At 43.6% G+C, this 17,140-nt stretch carries 7 protein-coding genes; 4 read left to right on the forward strand and 3 right to left on the reverse strand.

Features of this window, described 5'->3' with window-relative positions:
- Window positions 1-206: 206 nt before the first annotated feature.
- Window positions 207-2,870: an Ig-like domain-containing protein gene (locus ACFPIB_RS02485; RefSeq protein WP_378015837.1), complete on the reverse strand. Its 2,664-nt coding sequence runs from the start codon at window positions 2,868-2,870 to the stop codon at window positions 207-209.
- 408 nt (window positions 2,871-3,278) lie between these two features.
- Window positions 3,279-9,659 (reverse strand): beta strand repeat-containing protein, encoded by a 6,381-nt coding sequence (locus ACFPIB_RS02490; RefSeq protein ID WP_378015838.1) that lies wholly within the window; start codon window positions 9,657-9,659, stop codon window positions 3,279-3,281.
- Window positions 9,660-10,464: 805 nt separating this feature from the next.
- On the opposite strand from ACFPIB_RS02490, the gene ACFPIB_RS02495 reads away from it, so the two are divergent.
- From ACFPIB_RS02495 to ACFPIB_RS02510, 4 genes are all read left to right on the forward strand, one after another.
- Window positions 10,465-11,172 (forward strand): pseudouridine synthase, encoded by a 708-nt coding sequence (locus ACFPIB_RS02495; RefSeq protein ID WP_378015839.1) that lies wholly within the window; start codon window positions 10,465-10,467, stop codon window positions 11,170-11,172.
- A gap of 209 nt (window positions 11,173-11,381) precedes the next feature.
- On the forward strand, window positions 11,382-12,137 hold the full coding sequence (locus ACFPIB_RS02500) for a PKD domain-containing protein (RefSeq protein ID WP_378015840.1): 756 nt from the start codon (window positions 11,382-11,384) through the stop codon (window positions 12,135-12,137).
- A gap of 18 nt (window positions 12,138-12,155) precedes the next feature.
- On the forward strand, window positions 12,156-12,872 hold the full coding sequence (locus tag ACFPIB_RS02505; RefSeq protein ID WP_378015841.1) for a PKD domain-containing protein: 717 nt from the start codon (window positions 12,156-12,158) through the stop codon (window positions 12,870-12,872).
- Window positions 12,873-12,890: 18 nt separating this feature from the next.
- Entirely contained in the window at window positions 12,891-13,646 is a 756-nt protein-coding gene (locus tag ACFPIB_RS02510; RefSeq protein ID WP_378015842.1) for a PKD domain-containing protein, read from the forward strand.
- 285 nt (window positions 13,647-13,931) lie between these two features.
- On the opposite strand, the gene ACFPIB_RS02515 is transcribed toward ACFPIB_RS02510, so the two are convergent.
- Window positions 13,932-16,892 (reverse strand): LamG-like jellyroll fold domain-containing protein, encoded by a 2,961-nt coding sequence (locus tag ACFPIB_RS02515; protein ID WP_378015843.1) that lies wholly within the window; start codon window positions 16,890-16,892, stop codon window positions 13,932-13,934.
- Between the last annotated feature and the right edge of the window lie 248 nt (window positions 16,893-17,140).

Here is a 17,140-nt window from a genome sequence, read left to right on the forward strand (position 1 = left end):
ACGCTTTCGCATTAGGAACTTACCAGGCCGTTATGAAGCACTATTTCAGAAATGATGTGTCTAATATATTTTTTAGTTCTTTCTGAATACAAAGAGTGCACCTGAATAACGGATTTGTATCCCTGAATGAGGATTAGAGAAAACAAAAAAGCCCTGCCGTTTTACTTGCAGGACTTTTTTGGGTGAGAGCAATAGCGTTTTGATTTTTATTCCACGAACAGTTTACGGGTAGCGGTTTTGTATTCGCTGGTGATATTAAGCAGGTAAATGCCTTTGGCAGCTTTGCTCAGATCTAATTGGGCAGTTTTAGTTTTTACAGTTTTCTGTTCAATTACTTTGCCAGTCAGGTCCGTTATTACAAAAGTATACGTATGACCTTTCTGTAAATTCAAAGTGAATAAGCCATTAGAAGGATTTGGATAAACGGCTACCTGTAAATTATTCTGCTCATCGTTGATGCCGGTATTGGCAATGGTAATAGTATTAGAAGCCAGGGAAGCACAGCCATTAGCCGTTACTTTTGCAGTGTAAGCGCCATTTGAAGAAACGTTTAGCGTTGGAGCCACTGCACCCGGAATTGCTGTGCCATTTTTGTACCACTGGTTGCCGGTTGCGATGCTGGAAGTAAGCAGATTGCCATTCTTGGAAATAATTGGTGCTACCGGCCGCTGTTTTATAGTGATTACCCGGGCCACGGAAGCAGGGCTTGCGCAGCCATTGGCAGTAGCTACGGCCGTATAACTGCCGGCAGCTTTAATAATTAAGTTTGCAGATGTTGCACCCTGGATCAGGTTACCGTTATTGAACCATGTAAAAGTAGCGCCGGTAACAGCTGAATTGGCCGTTAAGATCGCAGAATCGCCGGAGCAGATAGCCGCGGTGCCGGTTAAGTTTATGCCTGGGGCTGGTGGGGTAGTATTCAGAGTTAAAGCAATAATATTTGAAGCAGAACTGGCACAACTGTTTCCTACAATAGCCGTAGCCGTATAGTTTCCTGCTGCATTTGCAGAATAAGTGGCCGAAGTTGCGCCGGTTATTGCCGTTCCGTTCAGGTACCACTGGTAAGTAGCCCCGGTTGTAGTAGAAGCAGCAGTTAACGTTACAGCGCTACCGCTGCAAAGTGCGGCAGAACCTGAGTTGGTAATAGTTGGGGTAGATGGGGTAGCATAATTCGTTACCGTTTTGGTGCTAACATCATTGGATGGCAAAGCATCGCCAGTAAGATTTGTTCTTGCTTCAATAACATAAGTGCCTAAAGTACTCAAATTCGCTTTCTGTGTAAAAGAATAAGTTACAGAAGTATTTGGCTGCACCGGGCCGGCTATTATTTCGTTTACCGGCGTACCGGTAGCGCCAATTTTATAAGAAACCGGGATGTTGCTCTGAGAAGCCGTACCCATATTATTTACAGTAATGGTAATGGTTTCCTGGTTAGAAAGACCACAGCCGGAGTTTACGCTTGTAATGGCAGATACGCTCATATCGCCAGGAGCTGAAGTTTGAGAGGCAGCTAATTTTACGATCCAGAAATCGGCCGGGCCACCAATTAAAGCCTGGCTTTTATCGCCGTTAAGTCCGGAATCTGACATGCCTCCCAGAATAAAACCACCATCGGCTGTCTGGTGAAGAGTATGTAAGTTATCGGCATTTGTTGCTCCTATGGTTTTATCCCAGGTTTTAACGCCGCTGCCATTCAGTTTTACTACCCAGTAATCTACGTTTCCTTTAGAAACTTCGCTCTTATCTCCGCTAACACCTGAAGTTGAAAATCCTCCCATAATATAGCCGCCGTCGGAGGTTTGCTGCATCGTACGCAGGGTTTCACTACTGCTCCCGCCAATCGTTTTATCCCAGGTCTTTACGCCGCTGCCATCAGTTTTCACGACCCAGAAATCAGTCGTCCCCTTAGAAGCTTCGGTTTTGTCGCCGCTGATCGGGGAAGGGGAGGTGCCGCCCATAATATAGCCCCCGTCAGTTGTTTGCTGAAGAGCCCAAAGTCCGGTTTCGTCGCCGCTGCCGCCAAAGGCTTTATCCCAGGTCTTCACACCGTTGCCATCAATTTTTATAATCCAGTAATCGCCGAGGCCTTTTGAAGCCTGGGTTTTATCGCCGCTAATCGCCGATTTTGAGGTTCCGCCCAGAATGTACCCGCCATCTGCGGTCTGGCGCAAAGCGTAAAGTTCGTCTGCAGCGCTGCCACCAAAGGTCTTGTCCCATTGTTTCGTTCCGCTTCCATCCAGCTTTACTACCCAGTAATCGAAGTCGCCAACATTGGCCTGGCTTTTATCGCCGTTAATGCCCGATTTCGATGAACCGCCCAGAATATAACCGCCATCGGTAGTTTGCTGTATTGCAAAAATGTTATCGTCGGCGCTGCCACCAAAAGCTTTATCCCACTGCTTAACGCCCAAAGCATCTATTTTTACGATCCAGAAATCGTTAAGCCCTTTGGAAGCCTGGGTTTTATTGCCACTAATCCCTGAAGCAGAAGTGCCGGCCAAAATATATCCGCCATCGGTAGTTTGCTGAATAAACCGGAACGTTTCTGTTGCGTTTCCTCCAAAGGTTTTATCCCAGAGTTTCACGCCGTTGGCATCAGTTTTAACTACCCAGAAATCTGCCATCCCCTGTGAAACCTGGCTCTTATCGCCGCTGATACCCGATTCGGAATGCCCGCCCAGAATGTAACCACCGTCAGTTGTTTGTCTCACGCAGGTAAGATTATCGAAGCCGGCGCCGCCAATGGTTTTATCCCACTGCTTGGCAGGGGCCGTTTGCGCCTGAACGCTTAAAGATGTAGTAATTGCAAATGCAGTAACCAATCCTGCATGCCGCCAGTTTTTTGAGAATTGTAAGTAACGCTTTTTCATAATTTTTATTGATAAGTAAATGGTAAAAACAAAACGTTATCTACTGTCAGGCACTGCTCATACTTATTAAGCAGCTTAGATAGTGGATGAAAAATGGAACTTAGGGCAAGAGATTTGGGTCCCAGGCTATGTTGATCTGTTTTGCCCTCTTGAATAATTCAGATAAAATGGGGGTTCTGTAATTATCCGTAAAGCAGCTGAAGCGCTTTAAATTGTTTTAGAAACTTAAATTATTAGCTTCAATTCTTCGAAAAAGAATTCATGAACAGCGGAAATGTATCCACGAATGTTCAAAGTGAAATAATTGGAAGAGCGGTGTTGTAAGATTGAGCTGATGCCCTGCAAAACAAAAAGTCCCCGGATCATGCCGGGGACTTTTTATTATGAAAACAATAGCGTTTTATTCGATCAGTTTTTAAGTAATCGGGTTGTGATGAGCTCAGAACCAAATTGGACTTGTAAAAAATAAACTCCGGCAGGCATTTTAGTATCCAGGCCGATAGTTATTTTATTGTTACCTTTCTGTACAATCACATCCTGTTCCATAACAGTTTTGCCAGTCAGTTCACGAAGTTTCAGGCTAGCATTTCCGGTTTCCCTTGCGTGAATAGCCATGTTTATTTCGTGCTGGAAAGGATTCGGATAAACACTTATCTTTAGTTTTTCGGCCTCAAAGCGTACCGTTTTTGAAGCTGAATACGTTACCTTACCATCAAAATCGATCTGCTTCAGGCGGTAGTAACGAATTCCGGATTTGCCATTCTCAACATCGGTGAAGCGGTATTGCTGCATGGAATTTCCGTTATGGCTCTCCATAAAACCTATTTTCCGGAATTCCTTACCGTTTGTGGAAACCTGAATTTCAAAACCCTGGCTGTTGTATTCAGAAGCTGTAGTCCAAGTCAGTTCTGCATCTGTTCCGACTTTTTTAGCTTCAAACCATACCAATTCAACCGGAAGTGGCGCATTCAGATCGCCTAAGGTCCAGACAGAGAAGCCGGTAACACCTGTAAGCGTAACGGTATTGGCATTTAAATCGCGGGAAGTAAAGCCTTGGTTAACCCACAGAGCGCTGCCATTAGCAGATTTGTAGAGTGTCAGGTCTGCTTCGCTTAAGCTTCCCACTTCATGATCCTGATAGCCAAATACCATGGTTACATCCAGGTTAGCATTGTTGGCTGCAGTGATCTCGTAATAGCGGCCAATACCCTGGTTGCCATTTGCTGAGATTGGAGAGCCGGTAACTCGGCGCACAGAAGTTAAGCCAGGTAAATTCGTGCCCTGAGGAGAAAGTGCCAGGCCTATTCCGTTGAATGTATAGGCAGAGCCGGCCGTATTCATATCGATATCAGCAGTTTTTACATTGCCGGTTATATAAGAAGAACTGGTTTCCGTGAGGGTGGCCGAAGCGGATAAGTTAATTTGATTGGCTCCCGTTTCCAGAATACTGCCATTCATGGTCAGGTTGCCTGGTATGGTAATATTGCCATCAAGCGTTTTGGTTCCGCTGCCGGAAATGGTAAGGTCATTATAAGGGAAAACCGGAATAGTTTGAGTGGTTCCTGTAAAGTCGAGGGTATTTCCGGTTGTAGCCCAGGTTACATTGGTTGCACTTGGGTTAAAGGTTGCTGCAACACCAACGATGCCAGCTGGAAGTGTGATATTTGCACCGCCACGGTTTCCGGAAATGATCAGGTTCTGATAATCGGAGCGAGCTGTTATGGTTTGTGCGCCGGAGCCGTTGTATTCAATGGTTGAGCCAGCACCAAAGGTATTCAAACCTGGATCGACAAGAGCAGTAGTGGTTGAACCGCTTAAGCCTTCTGCTTTAGCAGTTTTTAAAGTACCATTAATATAAACCCCATTATTTCCATTTGGATTGCCAATTCCGGTATATTGGCTGGTGCCCAGATCTATAGTGCCACCCCAGTCTATTGTAGCAGACGCAAAACCGTTAATTGCTGCATTGCCTGTTGTGAGCAAGCCACCAGCATTTATTACAATGGCTGCATTATTTGAACCATCGGCAGACATGGTATAACCAGCCATATCTAATGTGCCGGCAACAACAATGCGTGTTCTTCCAAAGCCTGAAATAATGGTGCCTGCTACGTTAAAGTTTGAACCTAATTTTACCGTGCTACCTGCATTTACCGTTAACTGTGCTTCATTGTAAACTACAGCGCTGTTCAGAATCTGAATGCCTGTTCCGTTTAATACAAGACCCTTTGGGCCATAAGTAGAAGTAGTAGTTATGTTGAATTTACCGGTACCGCTCATATTTAAATTTCCGGCCAGTTGCACTTCATTATTTGTAACATTACCGGTGCCAAAATCAAGGGCATTTGTTGCTGTTGTATTCGAATTTAAGTCCCCGGTAATTACCAGTAAAGCAACTCCATTTGTTGAGCCCAGGCTTTCCATATTGATACTGCCGTTTCCGGAAATATTCAGGTTTTTAGGTAAAGCTGTTGTTCCAATATTGACAGTTGCTCCCGTTGCATTAGAAGCAGAGATCAGCCTGAAAGTTCCACCGCTCAGGTTCAGGTTACCGGCAAAATTAATGGTGTTGTTTACTGCCCCGTTCGATACGTTTACGGTACCATTGGTCTGCGTATAATCGCCTTCCACGGTCATGTTGCCGCCAAAAGAATATGGCCCGGCCCCGGAAATGATCAGGTTGTTGTAGTTAGCATTAGTCAGGACCGGGATAGAAAAAGTACCTGTACCATTAAACTCAACTGTGCTGCCAAAGGTGTGGAATGTTTCTGTACCCGGGCTAAATGTTCCGGCAATTTGCACGGTGCCGGAATTCGGTAGTGTCCGGTTTCCGCCTCCGCTTGAGCTTAGGTTATTATAAGAAAAAGCAGGTATTGTCTGGGCGCCGGCACCATTAAACTCAACCGTGCTGCCGGTTACGTCATAAGTGTTTGCTCCCGGCATAAAATTACCTGCAATTTTCACGACCCCGGAAAGTGTCCTGTTTCCTGTGGAAGAAGAAGTCAGGTTGTTGTATTCAAATGCCGGAATGGTCTGGGGTGAAGAACCGTTAAATTCAATAGTATTACCTGAATTGGAATAAGTGTTCGTGCCAGGGCTGAAATTGCCGCAAATAAAAATAGTTCCGTTTGCCAGCGTTCTTGCGGCGCTTCCGGTAGAAATCAAGTTCCCATAATTCAGGGCGTAAATGGTTTGGGCATTGGTGCTGGCATACGTAAATGTACTGTTGCAGTCGAAATTGGTAGTAGCCGGGCTTGTATACGTAAAAGTACCGCCTACCGTAATTTCCGAGCCACTGTTAAGTGTTAATGAGCCAGCAGTAAGATCCAGATTGTTAATTGCCACCGGCCCGCCGGAAATAGAAATTACAGGTTGGTTTACAAAAGCATTGTTAATGATCACGTTATCTGAAATGCCAGGCAAACTGTTCTGGTCCCAGTTATATGGGTCGAACCAGTCGGTAGATTCACTGCCGTCCCATACGTAGGTTCCTGAACTTGTTGTTCTTCCTGTAAAGATGCTGCCATTTAATGGTCCGGTTGTTTCTGTAAGGGCTGCAGTAATACTCAATACGTTGGATGCAGCACCGCTTACTGTTTGGGTCCAGGTTGAGCCATCATAGCGGCTGGCTTTCATATTAGCATCGGAGGTTACTACGTCTGCAGGCAGATACTCGAAATTGCCTGTATAACTATAGGTGTCGTTTCCTGTCTGATTATCGGTAAAAGTCCAGTACCTATTCAGATAATCTGTGGCAGTGCTACCGGAATTCAGGTTAGGAGGTGTTGAATTGGAAACGCTTACGCCAATGGTACGTACCGTTGCGCCATTCGTTAAATTCAGGCTAACCGGAGAATATTCTGCTGTTCCATTTTCTTCGCCGATTGGGAAGGTAAAGTTTGTGGTTGCACTGGCAGCAAAGGATTTCTTCAGCTGACCAGTACCGTTTATTACGACCATGCTGGCAGAAGAAGGGGCAGGAGCTGAAATGTTGCCGGTCCCGCCGATGGTCAGGTCGAAGTTTCCTAGTTTCAGCAAGCCGGAAGTTAATGTAAGTGTTGCGCCATCATTTACCTGCATGTTGCTGCTAAGGGTAATGCCGGCAGCGTTGTTGACCTCGTAATTGATCTGGTTAATAACAGTTCCGCTTAAGTTAATAGCTTGTAACGTATTTCCGTTAAACACAATTTTGGGTGTTCCGGTGGAGGTTTCAGTAATTGTTCCACCAGTCTGGTTCAGGTCTTTTTTAAGATTTAAAGTGCTGGCTCCAGTTGTACTGCGAAGGTTTATGGTTCCTGAAGTTTGGTTAAGGTCACCATTAACGGTTAAAGTTACGGGTAGAACAATGCTTCCTGTTGAACCAGTTGAAGTTACCGTAAAATTGCCATTGATAGTGTTGAACCCTGAGGTAATGCTGATGGCTGATGTTTGACTTGTACAGTTCCAATTGAAATTACCTACCGAGGAAGGCAGAAACGGACCGGAATTGGTAATACCAGTGATATTTACATTAGAATTTGCATCAAAACCAAGTGCTGGAACTGTACCTCCATTCCGGGTATGATTATAGATAGCGCCTGAATTTAATAATAAAGTGGTAGCAGTTGCTGTAATTGAACCGCCATTATTAATTATACCAGTTCCAGTAACTGTAATGGTAGCGTTTGTGGCATTAAAAATATTGGCAGTGGTAGCAACTGTTAATGTTCCTTCAATTGTACCGGTAGTACCAGCTGAAAATGCCAGCGTTAATGATCCGGAATTTAAGTTTAAAGTAGAACCAGACATGATTTCCAGGTCATCGCCGGTTTCGCCGCCAATTGTTAGTGTTCGGGTAGTGCTGGATTGTAATAAAACAGTAGTGTTGTTAGAGACCGATAATTTACCGATCGTTTCGGTAGACACGTTCGTAACGGTATTGCTTACTCCGTTATTAAATATTAAAATATCGTTTGAAGCAGGAGTATTTCGGTCTGGGGTCCAGTTAGTGGCAAGGGCATAATCCGTGGTTGTTCCTTTCCAGTAATATGTTTCAGGTGGACTCACTCTACCCGTAAAGTCGCTTCCTCCCAATGGAGCTGTTGTTTGGTTTAGAATTGGTGAAGTTGGAATGGAAAGCGTATTGGATGCCGCAGAACTAGTATATTGTGTCCATTTTGTTCCATTCCAGCGATTCAGCTTTATATTTGCTTCAGTTCCTTGCACATCTGTTGATGGGTATTTGAATGTAGCAACATTGTAAGAGTATGTTCCAACACCTGCCTGATCATCGCTGAAAATCCAATAGCGGTTCAGATAATCTGTTTGCGTGCCACCTAAATCCATACTTGGGTGCTTGCTATCTTTTATTTTTACACCAATTGTACGTATAGTATTATTGGCCGTAAAAGTTAGCGTAACCGGTGAATATTCCAATATGTTTGTGGCGCTATTCACTTTACCGACCGGGTAAGTAAATGAAGCAGTTTTAACACCAGTAAAAGAATTATTGACTATTTTTTTTACTTCCCCAGTACCAAGCACGATCATGTTGGTGGTGCCTAGTGTACCAGTTCCTCCAATAAATCCCTGGTCACCAAAAATCAGGTTATTATTACCCAGGTATACCAAACCATTTATAAACTCTAATTGATTTTTGATCACAAGGTTGTTTACAGCTATGGTAAGACCACCAGGATTGGTATTGTTTATGATCATTTTGTGAAAATTCGAAACAACGGGCGATGCTGTTCCTTGCCGGAAAGTACCCGTGCCACTCAAAGTTTGCGGATTGATTGAAGGGTCGTTACCTGCACTAAATTCCAGGAAAGCGAATGTTGTGAGCGTACCGTTATTGATGAGGTTTCCGCCAACAGTTAACTTCGCTCCATTAACTACCAGCTGCCTTAATTCACTGTTGGCGCTTATGGTCAGGTTTCCACCAATATTAAAGGCATCGGAAGTAGGTTCGGCGGCAGTAGGGCCGGTAACTATTCTGGTTGCTATATTATTACCGTCATTAATATTTACATCTCCCAGCACCAAATAACCTGTACCATCTTTTGTATTCACATTGAACCCGTTCGTAGGCCCGGCAGTAGTAGAAATGCCATTACCGAAATTCATGGTATTTCCGGTCCAGTTCATATTTATGGTTCCATTGTAATGCAGTGTCATGCTGGTAGATCCTGCAAATGGCGGGTCTATAAATGTTATGATGCCACCTGATACATTGGCGGTAATATTATTTGGAATATCAAAAAGATGCGTGCCGGTGGCTACACTGGTGGCCTGAGAAATGCCATCATTTCCATCGATATTGAAATTACCGCCCGACATATTAAATGTAGAACTGGTATTAAATACTACATTACCGTTCAGATTTAAAGTGGTAGTACCACTAAGACTCAAAGTACCATTTACAGTTAAGGTCTTATTATCTCCGCCGTTCTTACCAATTTCCAATGTGTTGGAATTACAGGTAAGTGTTCCCAAACTATTAATTGTTAAATTAGCACAAGCGCCGGTTGTGTTCAATGTAACTTGTTGATTATCGGGTATTATTACATTGTCGGCAGCAGTTGGCACACCATTGTCCCAGGTAGAAGCATCTCCCCAGTTTCCAGAATTTTTAGCAGTAATGGTAGTTTGTGCCTGTAAATTAAACAGCGGCAGAAAACTAAGGAATAATAATAGAAGCCTTTGCTTTACTGAACTGAAAAGCAGCTTTTGGCTCCTTTTGTTTTCCGGATAAAAAACTGCTCTACCGTTATACCTGAGCAATTTTAGTGTTTGTAAGGAATTTTGCATAGAAGTATTATTTATTTGTGAAATTTTTGACAATAGAATTTGGAGGTGCTTTTAGAAGCTCCTTAACAATAGGTGTGAAAAGAATAATAAGTTTGTGGGAGGGATAACCTGAAAATACAGGTCAGGCTGGGCGAATAGCGTTACAGTTTTTTATGAAAATACCGCTTCCAGGATCGTTAATGGGGTTGGATCGTTGAAACAGGAATTTTCAGCACTGCCTCTGTAAAGAATAAAAGCATTTCTGTAATTTGATTTTATAAATTTTCAACATGCTATGCTTGTTGGCTTATTCAGGTTTTGAGTTTTATTTTCATATGTTTCAGCTTATTAGATTTTGGTTATGCCTGTTGGAATATATTGTTTTAGGTTTTTAGCTTATCATGAGTATGCCTGAATGGAGGAAATGAATCCATGAGCAGATAAGTGGAAGAGAGGAGATAGAAGTAAAACTTATTGTTTCTGAATGATATTCAAGGTATTTAAATTTTGCCTTAATGCCTTAAAGAGGGAAGCTACTATGAAATAGAAGAAAGTCCCGACTTTTCTTTGCTAAAACCATAGCATTTTCACAAATTGTTAAATTATTGCTGCTTGCTGAAGGTGAGAAAATAAACTTTACAATAGTTTCAGGATTTATTTTGCATTGCTTCTGAATTAGTTTTCAGGCTTAAAACCATAGCGTTTTCTGTTTAATCTGCTGATGTTCAGGTTTATAAGCGTGTTTTTTGTAATGGGAATTGGAAGGATTAAGGAGCGGATTGGAAAGAAAAAAAATCACAAAGGCGGCACAAATATTATCTGAAACATGCTGGAAATAGTTTATGAAGATGCGCACTACGTGGCCATTAACAAACCGAATGGATTGCTGGTGCATCGTACGCGCATTGCGGAAGAGAAAAAAGAATTTGCCCTTCAAATGCTGCGTGACCAGCTTGGCTTACGTTTGCATCCCTTACATCGCCTGGACAGAGGTACTTCCGGAGTGCTGCTCTTTGCCAAGAACGCCGAAGCGGCAACGCCACTGGTAAAAGCATTCCAGGAGCGGCAACCCGATAAGACCTACCTGGCAATTGTGCGGGGCTATGCGCCGGAAGTTGGTACTATCGACTGGCCTATTCGTCCGGACCGCGATAATAATCTGAAGGAGCCACAGGAAGCCGTTACCCATTTCGAAAGACTCGGTACGGTTGAATTACCTATTCCGGTTGGCCGTTACCAGACAGCCCGTTACAGCTTCGTTAAAATTAAACCCGAAACCGGCCGCATGCACCAGATTCGCAGACATTTCGGGCACATCAGGCATTACATTATTGGCGATAAAAAGCACGGCGACTGGCGTCATAACCTCATGTTTCTGGAGCAATTGAAGAGCGATACCCTTTTGTTGCATGCGGCCGCACTGTCGTTTGTGCATCCGTTTACCGAAGAAAAAATTGAGATCAATGCTTCACTGCCGCCAAATATGCGCCGCTTATGCGAACAGTTTAGCTGGGCTTATTCACCGGAAATGTAAGCAGTTTTAAACGATTGAAAACGGTAGGGTAAAGAGCCGAAAAAGTCAGCAATTAAGCGCCAATACCGCGGAAATAGAAAACGAAGATTATAATGTTGGGAGGTAAGTAAAGAGAAACCAAAAATAGAAATGCGGCTGGTTTTTGGAAAAAACTTTCTGTTACAGAACAAAATATATAATTTGCGGACCAATTCATTGATCTTCGGTTTATGCAAAAGGCGCTGTATTTTTTGTTCGTAGTTTTTTTATTGTCCGGATGTGGTGCAAAGGAAAAAGATCCTGATCCGATCCCGGGTAATAAAGCCGAATTGCCGGTAGCCTCTTTTGATCTGTTCGATAAAATTGTGCCGACCGGCTATACCGTCCGACCGCAAAATTTCAGTTCCAATGCCGTGCGCTACGAGTGGAATTTTGGCGATGGCGAAACTTCCAGCGACCTGAGACCCAGCCACCATTATAATAATCCCGGCACGTACACCATTACCCTGAAAGCTTACAACTTTAACAATGAAGTAAGCAGCGTTTCTAAAACTGTAAAAGTGGGTGAAGTGTACCTGACCGGCCTTAAGCTGAATAAGATCAATTTTAAAAATCCGACAAATCAACCCTGGGATGCTGATGGAACTGGCCCGGACATAGAATTCCGGGTAGCGCCATTGCTAATTGGCGGCCAAAATCCGGACTGGATCTTTCATGAGCACCTTGGTTATAATTTTACCCCTGCAATGCTGCCGTACAATTACACCCTGAAAAAGCCCTTGAAAGTTTATGGCAATAATCTAAATTATAATTTAGCCAGCGGGCTTTATTATTTTGGTCTATTCGAAATGAATGGATCGGCAACGAATCTGGAAATGTTTTACACCAATAGTTCGCCAAATTATTTCGATACCCAAGTAGGCAATTCTGTGTTGGAGCTGCCAACCCCGAATTACGATATGACCCTTTATTTTGAAGTTTATTAATCAGTAGTTTTTTACCCCATGAAGATACCATTCCGGATCATTCCCCTTTATTTTCAGTTTTTAATTTTACTTCTTGTAATAGCAGGTTGCAGCAAAGATAGTGTTGGGCCAACCGCTGGTATTATGGCCGATAAATATCAGGCTGAACCAGGCGAATTAATAACTTTTACCAGCACCAGTTCCAACCTCCGCGATTATGAATGGGTGCTGGATAACGGCGTGAAATCCGATAAAAAAACAGTGAAAACTACTTTTGATACGCCCGGAAATCATGTTGTAAAGTTGAAAGTTACCGATAAAAGCGGCAAGACGAACGAAACCAGTATATACGTTTATATCGGGCGCTTTTATTTACATACACTTGAGTTAACGGCCATGAATTTCAGAGATCCTGCCGGAAATGCCTGGGATGCGGATGGCACTGGCCCCGATTTGAATTTCGGTTTAAATACGCCGGGCACAACCAATTACGGCTGGCTGGTTGGCGACAATATCACGCAGAAAGACATCCCGAAAAGGTTAACTGGTTCCCCAATTCTTTTAATGAATAATACCTACACATTTACGATATATGAAACGCCGGAGCAAGGGCAAACCGGAGCTTCCAGAATTATAAAAAGCTGGCAGTTCAACCCAATTAAAGAAGCGCAGAAAACAAAGCAGAATAGTAATAATGGCGTCTTTGTTTTGCCGGGCCAGTATCCAGGAATCTATTTTCAATATACGGTAGAGTAATAAGTAAATTTTAATTGAATGAAAGCATATTCTAGTTCGGTAATCCGGTTTTTCTTAATACTGTTGGCAGGTATTAATCTTGTGGCCTGCAAAGGAAATCATTCGGATGAACCTGCCCCTTCCACTACACTTCCAGTTTCAGCGGCTACTGCTAATTTTTCCAGTAACCTGCAACTTGCCGATGTAAAGCAGACGGTTACGTTTACCAATTTAAGTACCAATGCTACCCGTTACACCTGGTATTTTGGCGACGGCGATTCTGCCCATACTGTAAATGGCAGCCACAAATATTTGCATCCGGGGAAGTACAATGTGATTCTGAAAGCTTATGACAATCAGAACGTGCCGGCTATAAAAAACCTGGAGCTTGCGGTAGGGGAGCGGTTTATAAACGGGTTCGTATTAAATAAATTAAAGTTTACAGACTCCACAGGAACTCCGTGGGATAATGGATCGGGGCCGGATGTTTGGATCGGATATATGAAAATATCTCTGGGACATTACACGTTCATGCGTAGAGTTAAGAATGATTTCTATCCCAGCCAAATTCCGCTTACCCTAGCGTTGCATGAAAGGCCATTTTTAAACGAAAATTATCAATTCGTATTAGACGAATTAGATTCTGTTTCTACAAATTCTTATACTTCCCGACGAATGGCCACCTGGATTTTAAACCCGGTACAAGCCACAAAATGGGATTCTGTAACGCAAACCGGCTACCTTGAGCTCAAGAATAAAGATTATGAGGTGCGTTTTAACCTGATGCTAAAGTGAAATAAGGTAACTTCAAGACTAACCCTTCGATATTTTACCCGAGTTTTCAGTAAGAAAACCGTACCGTTTTTAAACAAAAAAGCCACCGCATTGCGGTGGCTTTTTTGTTTGTTTTAGCTTAAGGTATACATGTATGTTCAGCCAGGAATGAAAGCAATTACTATTAAAAAAAAACGGTATGGTTTGAAGGCAAAAAAGTCAGTTTATAGCTATTTTTTTTTGCCTTCAAATGAAATTACTTTTCAGATTCCTTTTGCTATGTTTTTAAAAGTATTCCGGTTAACCTTACTCATTCATTAATTTCAGCGTTTGGCTGGTTTTGCCACTTTGCAGACGCACCATATATAAGCCTTTTCGTAGCGGCAGGCCCTTTATATCTACCGTAAGCTGATCGCCGGTTTTGGCAGTTCCCTTTTTAAGAACTTTTACCGGGTTGCCCTCCATGTTGTATAAAATAACCTCGTAATCACCATTGTCAGAAGCCGCGAAATTTATTTTCGTTTCATTTCGGAATGGGTTCGGGCTGGCTTCCAGTGCTGCGCTGGTTTGCATGTTGGTTTGTGTGTTGGCAGCCATTCGGGCAACTGGTACCGTTGCTAAGGCACTTATTTCGGCGTCGGTCAGCGCAATATTATAGATCCGAACGTCGTCTAAAGCACCCTTAAAGCGGCTGCTGCCGTTGCTGTTTGCTCCCAAAGAAAGCGGTTCACTATTGCTGTTTATAGCTGGTGCTAACGTTAAAATTTTCGTGTCATTCAGCGAGCCATCCAGGTATATTTTTATACTGGAACCGTCGAACGTTGCGGCAATGTGCATCCAGGTCTGGCCATTGGTTGGGGTAGCAGTCTTGGAAATTAATTCGTAGTTGCTGCCGGCGGAAATCTGGTTATACCGGAAAGCAACTCTGGCACTGCCGGTTAATGAAAGTTCATAGCCATCATTCGTTAGTCCTTTCTTTATAATATATTGTCTGGAACCCGAAGTTTCCGGTTTTATCCAGGCTGCCACTGTAATTGCGTTGGCCGGACTCAATGTTGTACTAGAAGGCACCGTTACATATTGGTTAGAACCGTTCAGGTATAATGCTTGTCCCACTCTTCCCGTTACAAAACCCGGGTTTCCAGAGGTAGAAGCGTGATTTCCGTAGCCGGATGCATCGGAAAGCGTATTGCCGGTGATGCCTTCCATTTCCCAATATCCTACTAACTCAACTGGTTGCAGTAAAGTTGAAAAACTCCATATAGCAGACCAATTGCTTATACCAGCGGCATTTTCAGCCCTAACCCGCCAGAAGTATTGCGTGTTGTAAGCTAAATCAGAAAGGGTAACCGATGGGACCGTAATGTTATTGATGTCGGAAACCGGCGATAGAAAATCTGAAGTAGTGGCTAACTGCATCTGGTACGTAGTTGCATTAGTGGGAGCGTTCCAGCTTAACGTTAGAGAAAGGTATATGCCGGTAGCATTGTTGCCAGGAGAAGCCAGTACAGGCGCAGCCGGAGGAGCTAAAGGAGGGGCTTTCGTAGTGAATTTTCGGGTTACCGACCAATTGCTTTCCCCGTTATGGCTATAAGCTTTTACGCGCCAGAAATATTGGGTGCTATGGTTCAGGCCAGTAACCTGACTCGAAACTGTAGTAATATTGCTGCTGTCAGCAACTAGCGTGGCAAAATTATTTGATGTGGCAACCTGTAAGCGGTACGTAGTAGCTTTATTTGCTGCATTCCAGCTTAAGATCGGTACAATAACAATTCCGGTGGCATTATCGGCCGGCAAATCAAGCACGGGTACATCGGGCACAATAATGGGTTCAGCTTCAGTTGTAAAATTCCGGATCGCCGACCAGTTACTATAGCCCGCCGTATTATTTGCTCTTACCCGCCAGAAATACTGCGTACTGTATGCCAGATCCGAAATAACCAGCGAATTGCCGGCAACGTTGCTGGAATCTAACACCTTGTTTGAAAAATTCGAAGAAGCGGTCACTTCTACCTCGTAAGAAGCGGCATTGGCAACTGCATTCCATGTTAGTGTTGTAGTAAGACCAATTCCCGTTGCTCCGTTGGCAGGCAGGTTCAGAATCGGAACTGCGGGCGGTGGTGGCGGCGGAGTGCCGTTATCGGTAGCTAATACGCCAACAGCATCGTTGGAAGTAGAAGCCAGAATTACAACGTGAGGATCAAAGGAGTTTTTGATGCTGGTTGGGTTGTTGTAATTCCCGGAGATCAGGGTGTATTGCGCGCCGAATGAAATAGCGTTCGTAGAAGATTCCCGATACAGAATATCGCCGCCGTCTTCGTTGGAAGTGTAAACGATCCTGATCTTAGCCATTGGTTCATTCAGCACCACAATGCCACGGGTACCAATTCCAGATACGTTATAAAGGTTATCCCAGGTACCGGATGGTCGTCGAACTAACAACGCAACTCTCGGGTAACCAGGCGAATCGTAGCTGGTTTTAATAGCGCAATATAACGTACCATCGCTGGCAACTTTCAGATTCAGGTGGTCATCGGCCATGCCGCCACCCACATTCAGGGCAGATTGTGAAGCCGGAATTTCATCTGCTGACCAGGTATTAGGGCTGGTGCCATCGTCGTGCATTTTAAAACCCCAGCGTTTGTTAACCTGGTTAGACCAGAATACACCGATCTTATTGAGCATTGGAAATGCCACTACAGCGCCAATATCATCTGAATCGATGCCTGAAGCAACTGTAATTGGCGCACTCCAGGTTGAATAAGGGGAGTCGCTCCAGCGAACGGTAATACTGCTGTTATCGTCGGAAGCCATCCACATTCTGCCGTTCGTATCAAGATCTATGGTAGCTGTTTCAGCGTTGAAATCGGTAGGAACCCGGATCGTGGAAGTTCTGCCGGTCCAGCGTTTGTAAGTACGGTTTGAGGCCACATATTCCAGCGATATCAGGTCTGATTCGCCCGGCCGGAAAAGAAAAATATGCACCAGGTTTCCGTCCACTTTGCAGTCGGCCCGGCGGTTATCTTTGGCATGTATCGTAATTACCTTGGTCCAGGTGGTACTGTCTAGTCGCCAGACATGCGCACCGTTTGCGTCTGATAATACGGTCCAATGCCTGCCATCGTGGATCCAGACTTTGGATTGAGGCTTTTCCTTGGTGTTCGTGGTTATGCTTAAGGTGTTTAAGTTCGTAAAGGTCGGGAATTGCGCAAACGTGTTTTGAATGAATAGAAATGCTGTTAACAGCACGCATATTATTGCTTTCATAAAAAAGGAAGTTTAAATGTGATTGAAATTAGATTTTTATAATAAAAGGTAAAGTGAGTGTTCACCTTAGCCATTATTAATGCTGATTTGCAAGTTGATGCTTAAAGTAGAAACAGAGCAGTTTTCTGACGTAATTATTACTGATTATATGTAATAATTGATAAAAAGGTTGTATTATTTTTATTTGAAACTGAAGGCCAATTGCTACTTGATCAGTTTGGGTTTTTAGCTCTGCGATATAACTATTT

Origin of the sequence: Adhaeribacter terreus, assembly GCF_042657365.1 — a bacterium.
GTDB lineage: Bacteria > Bacteroidota > Bacteroidia > Cytophagales > Hymenobacteraceae > Adhaeribacter_A > Adhaeribacter_A terreus.

Excerpts from the sequence above, each read along its gene's own strand:
- ACFPIB_RS02485 (WP_378015837.1), bottom strand. The coding sequence starts at position 2,870 with ATGAAAAAGCGTTACTTACAATTCTCAAAAAACTGGCGGCATGCAGGA.
- ACFPIB_RS02490 (WP_378015838.1), bottom strand. The coding sequence starts at position 9,659 with ATGCAAAATTCCTTACAAACACTAAAATTGCTCAGGTATAACGGTAGA.
- ACFPIB_RS02495 (WP_378015839.1), top strand. The coding sequence starts at position 10,465 with ATGCTGGAAATAGTTTATGAAGATGCGCACTACGTGGCCATTAACAAA.
- ACFPIB_RS02500 (WP_378015840.1), top strand. The coding sequence starts at position 11,382 with ATGCAAAAGGCGCTGTATTTTTTGTTCGTAGTTTTTTTATTGTCCGGA.
- ACFPIB_RS02505 (WP_378015841.1), top strand. The coding sequence starts at position 12,156 with ATGAAGATACCATTCCGGATCATTCCCCTTTATTTTCAGTTTTTAATT.
- ACFPIB_RS02510 (WP_378015842.1), top strand. The coding sequence starts at position 12,891 with ATGAAAGCATATTCTAGTTCGGTAATCCGGTTTTTCTTAATACTGTTG.
- ACFPIB_RS02515 (WP_378015843.1), bottom strand. The coding sequence starts at position 16,892 with ATGAAAGCAATAATATGCGTGCTGTTAACAGCATTTCTATTCATTCAA.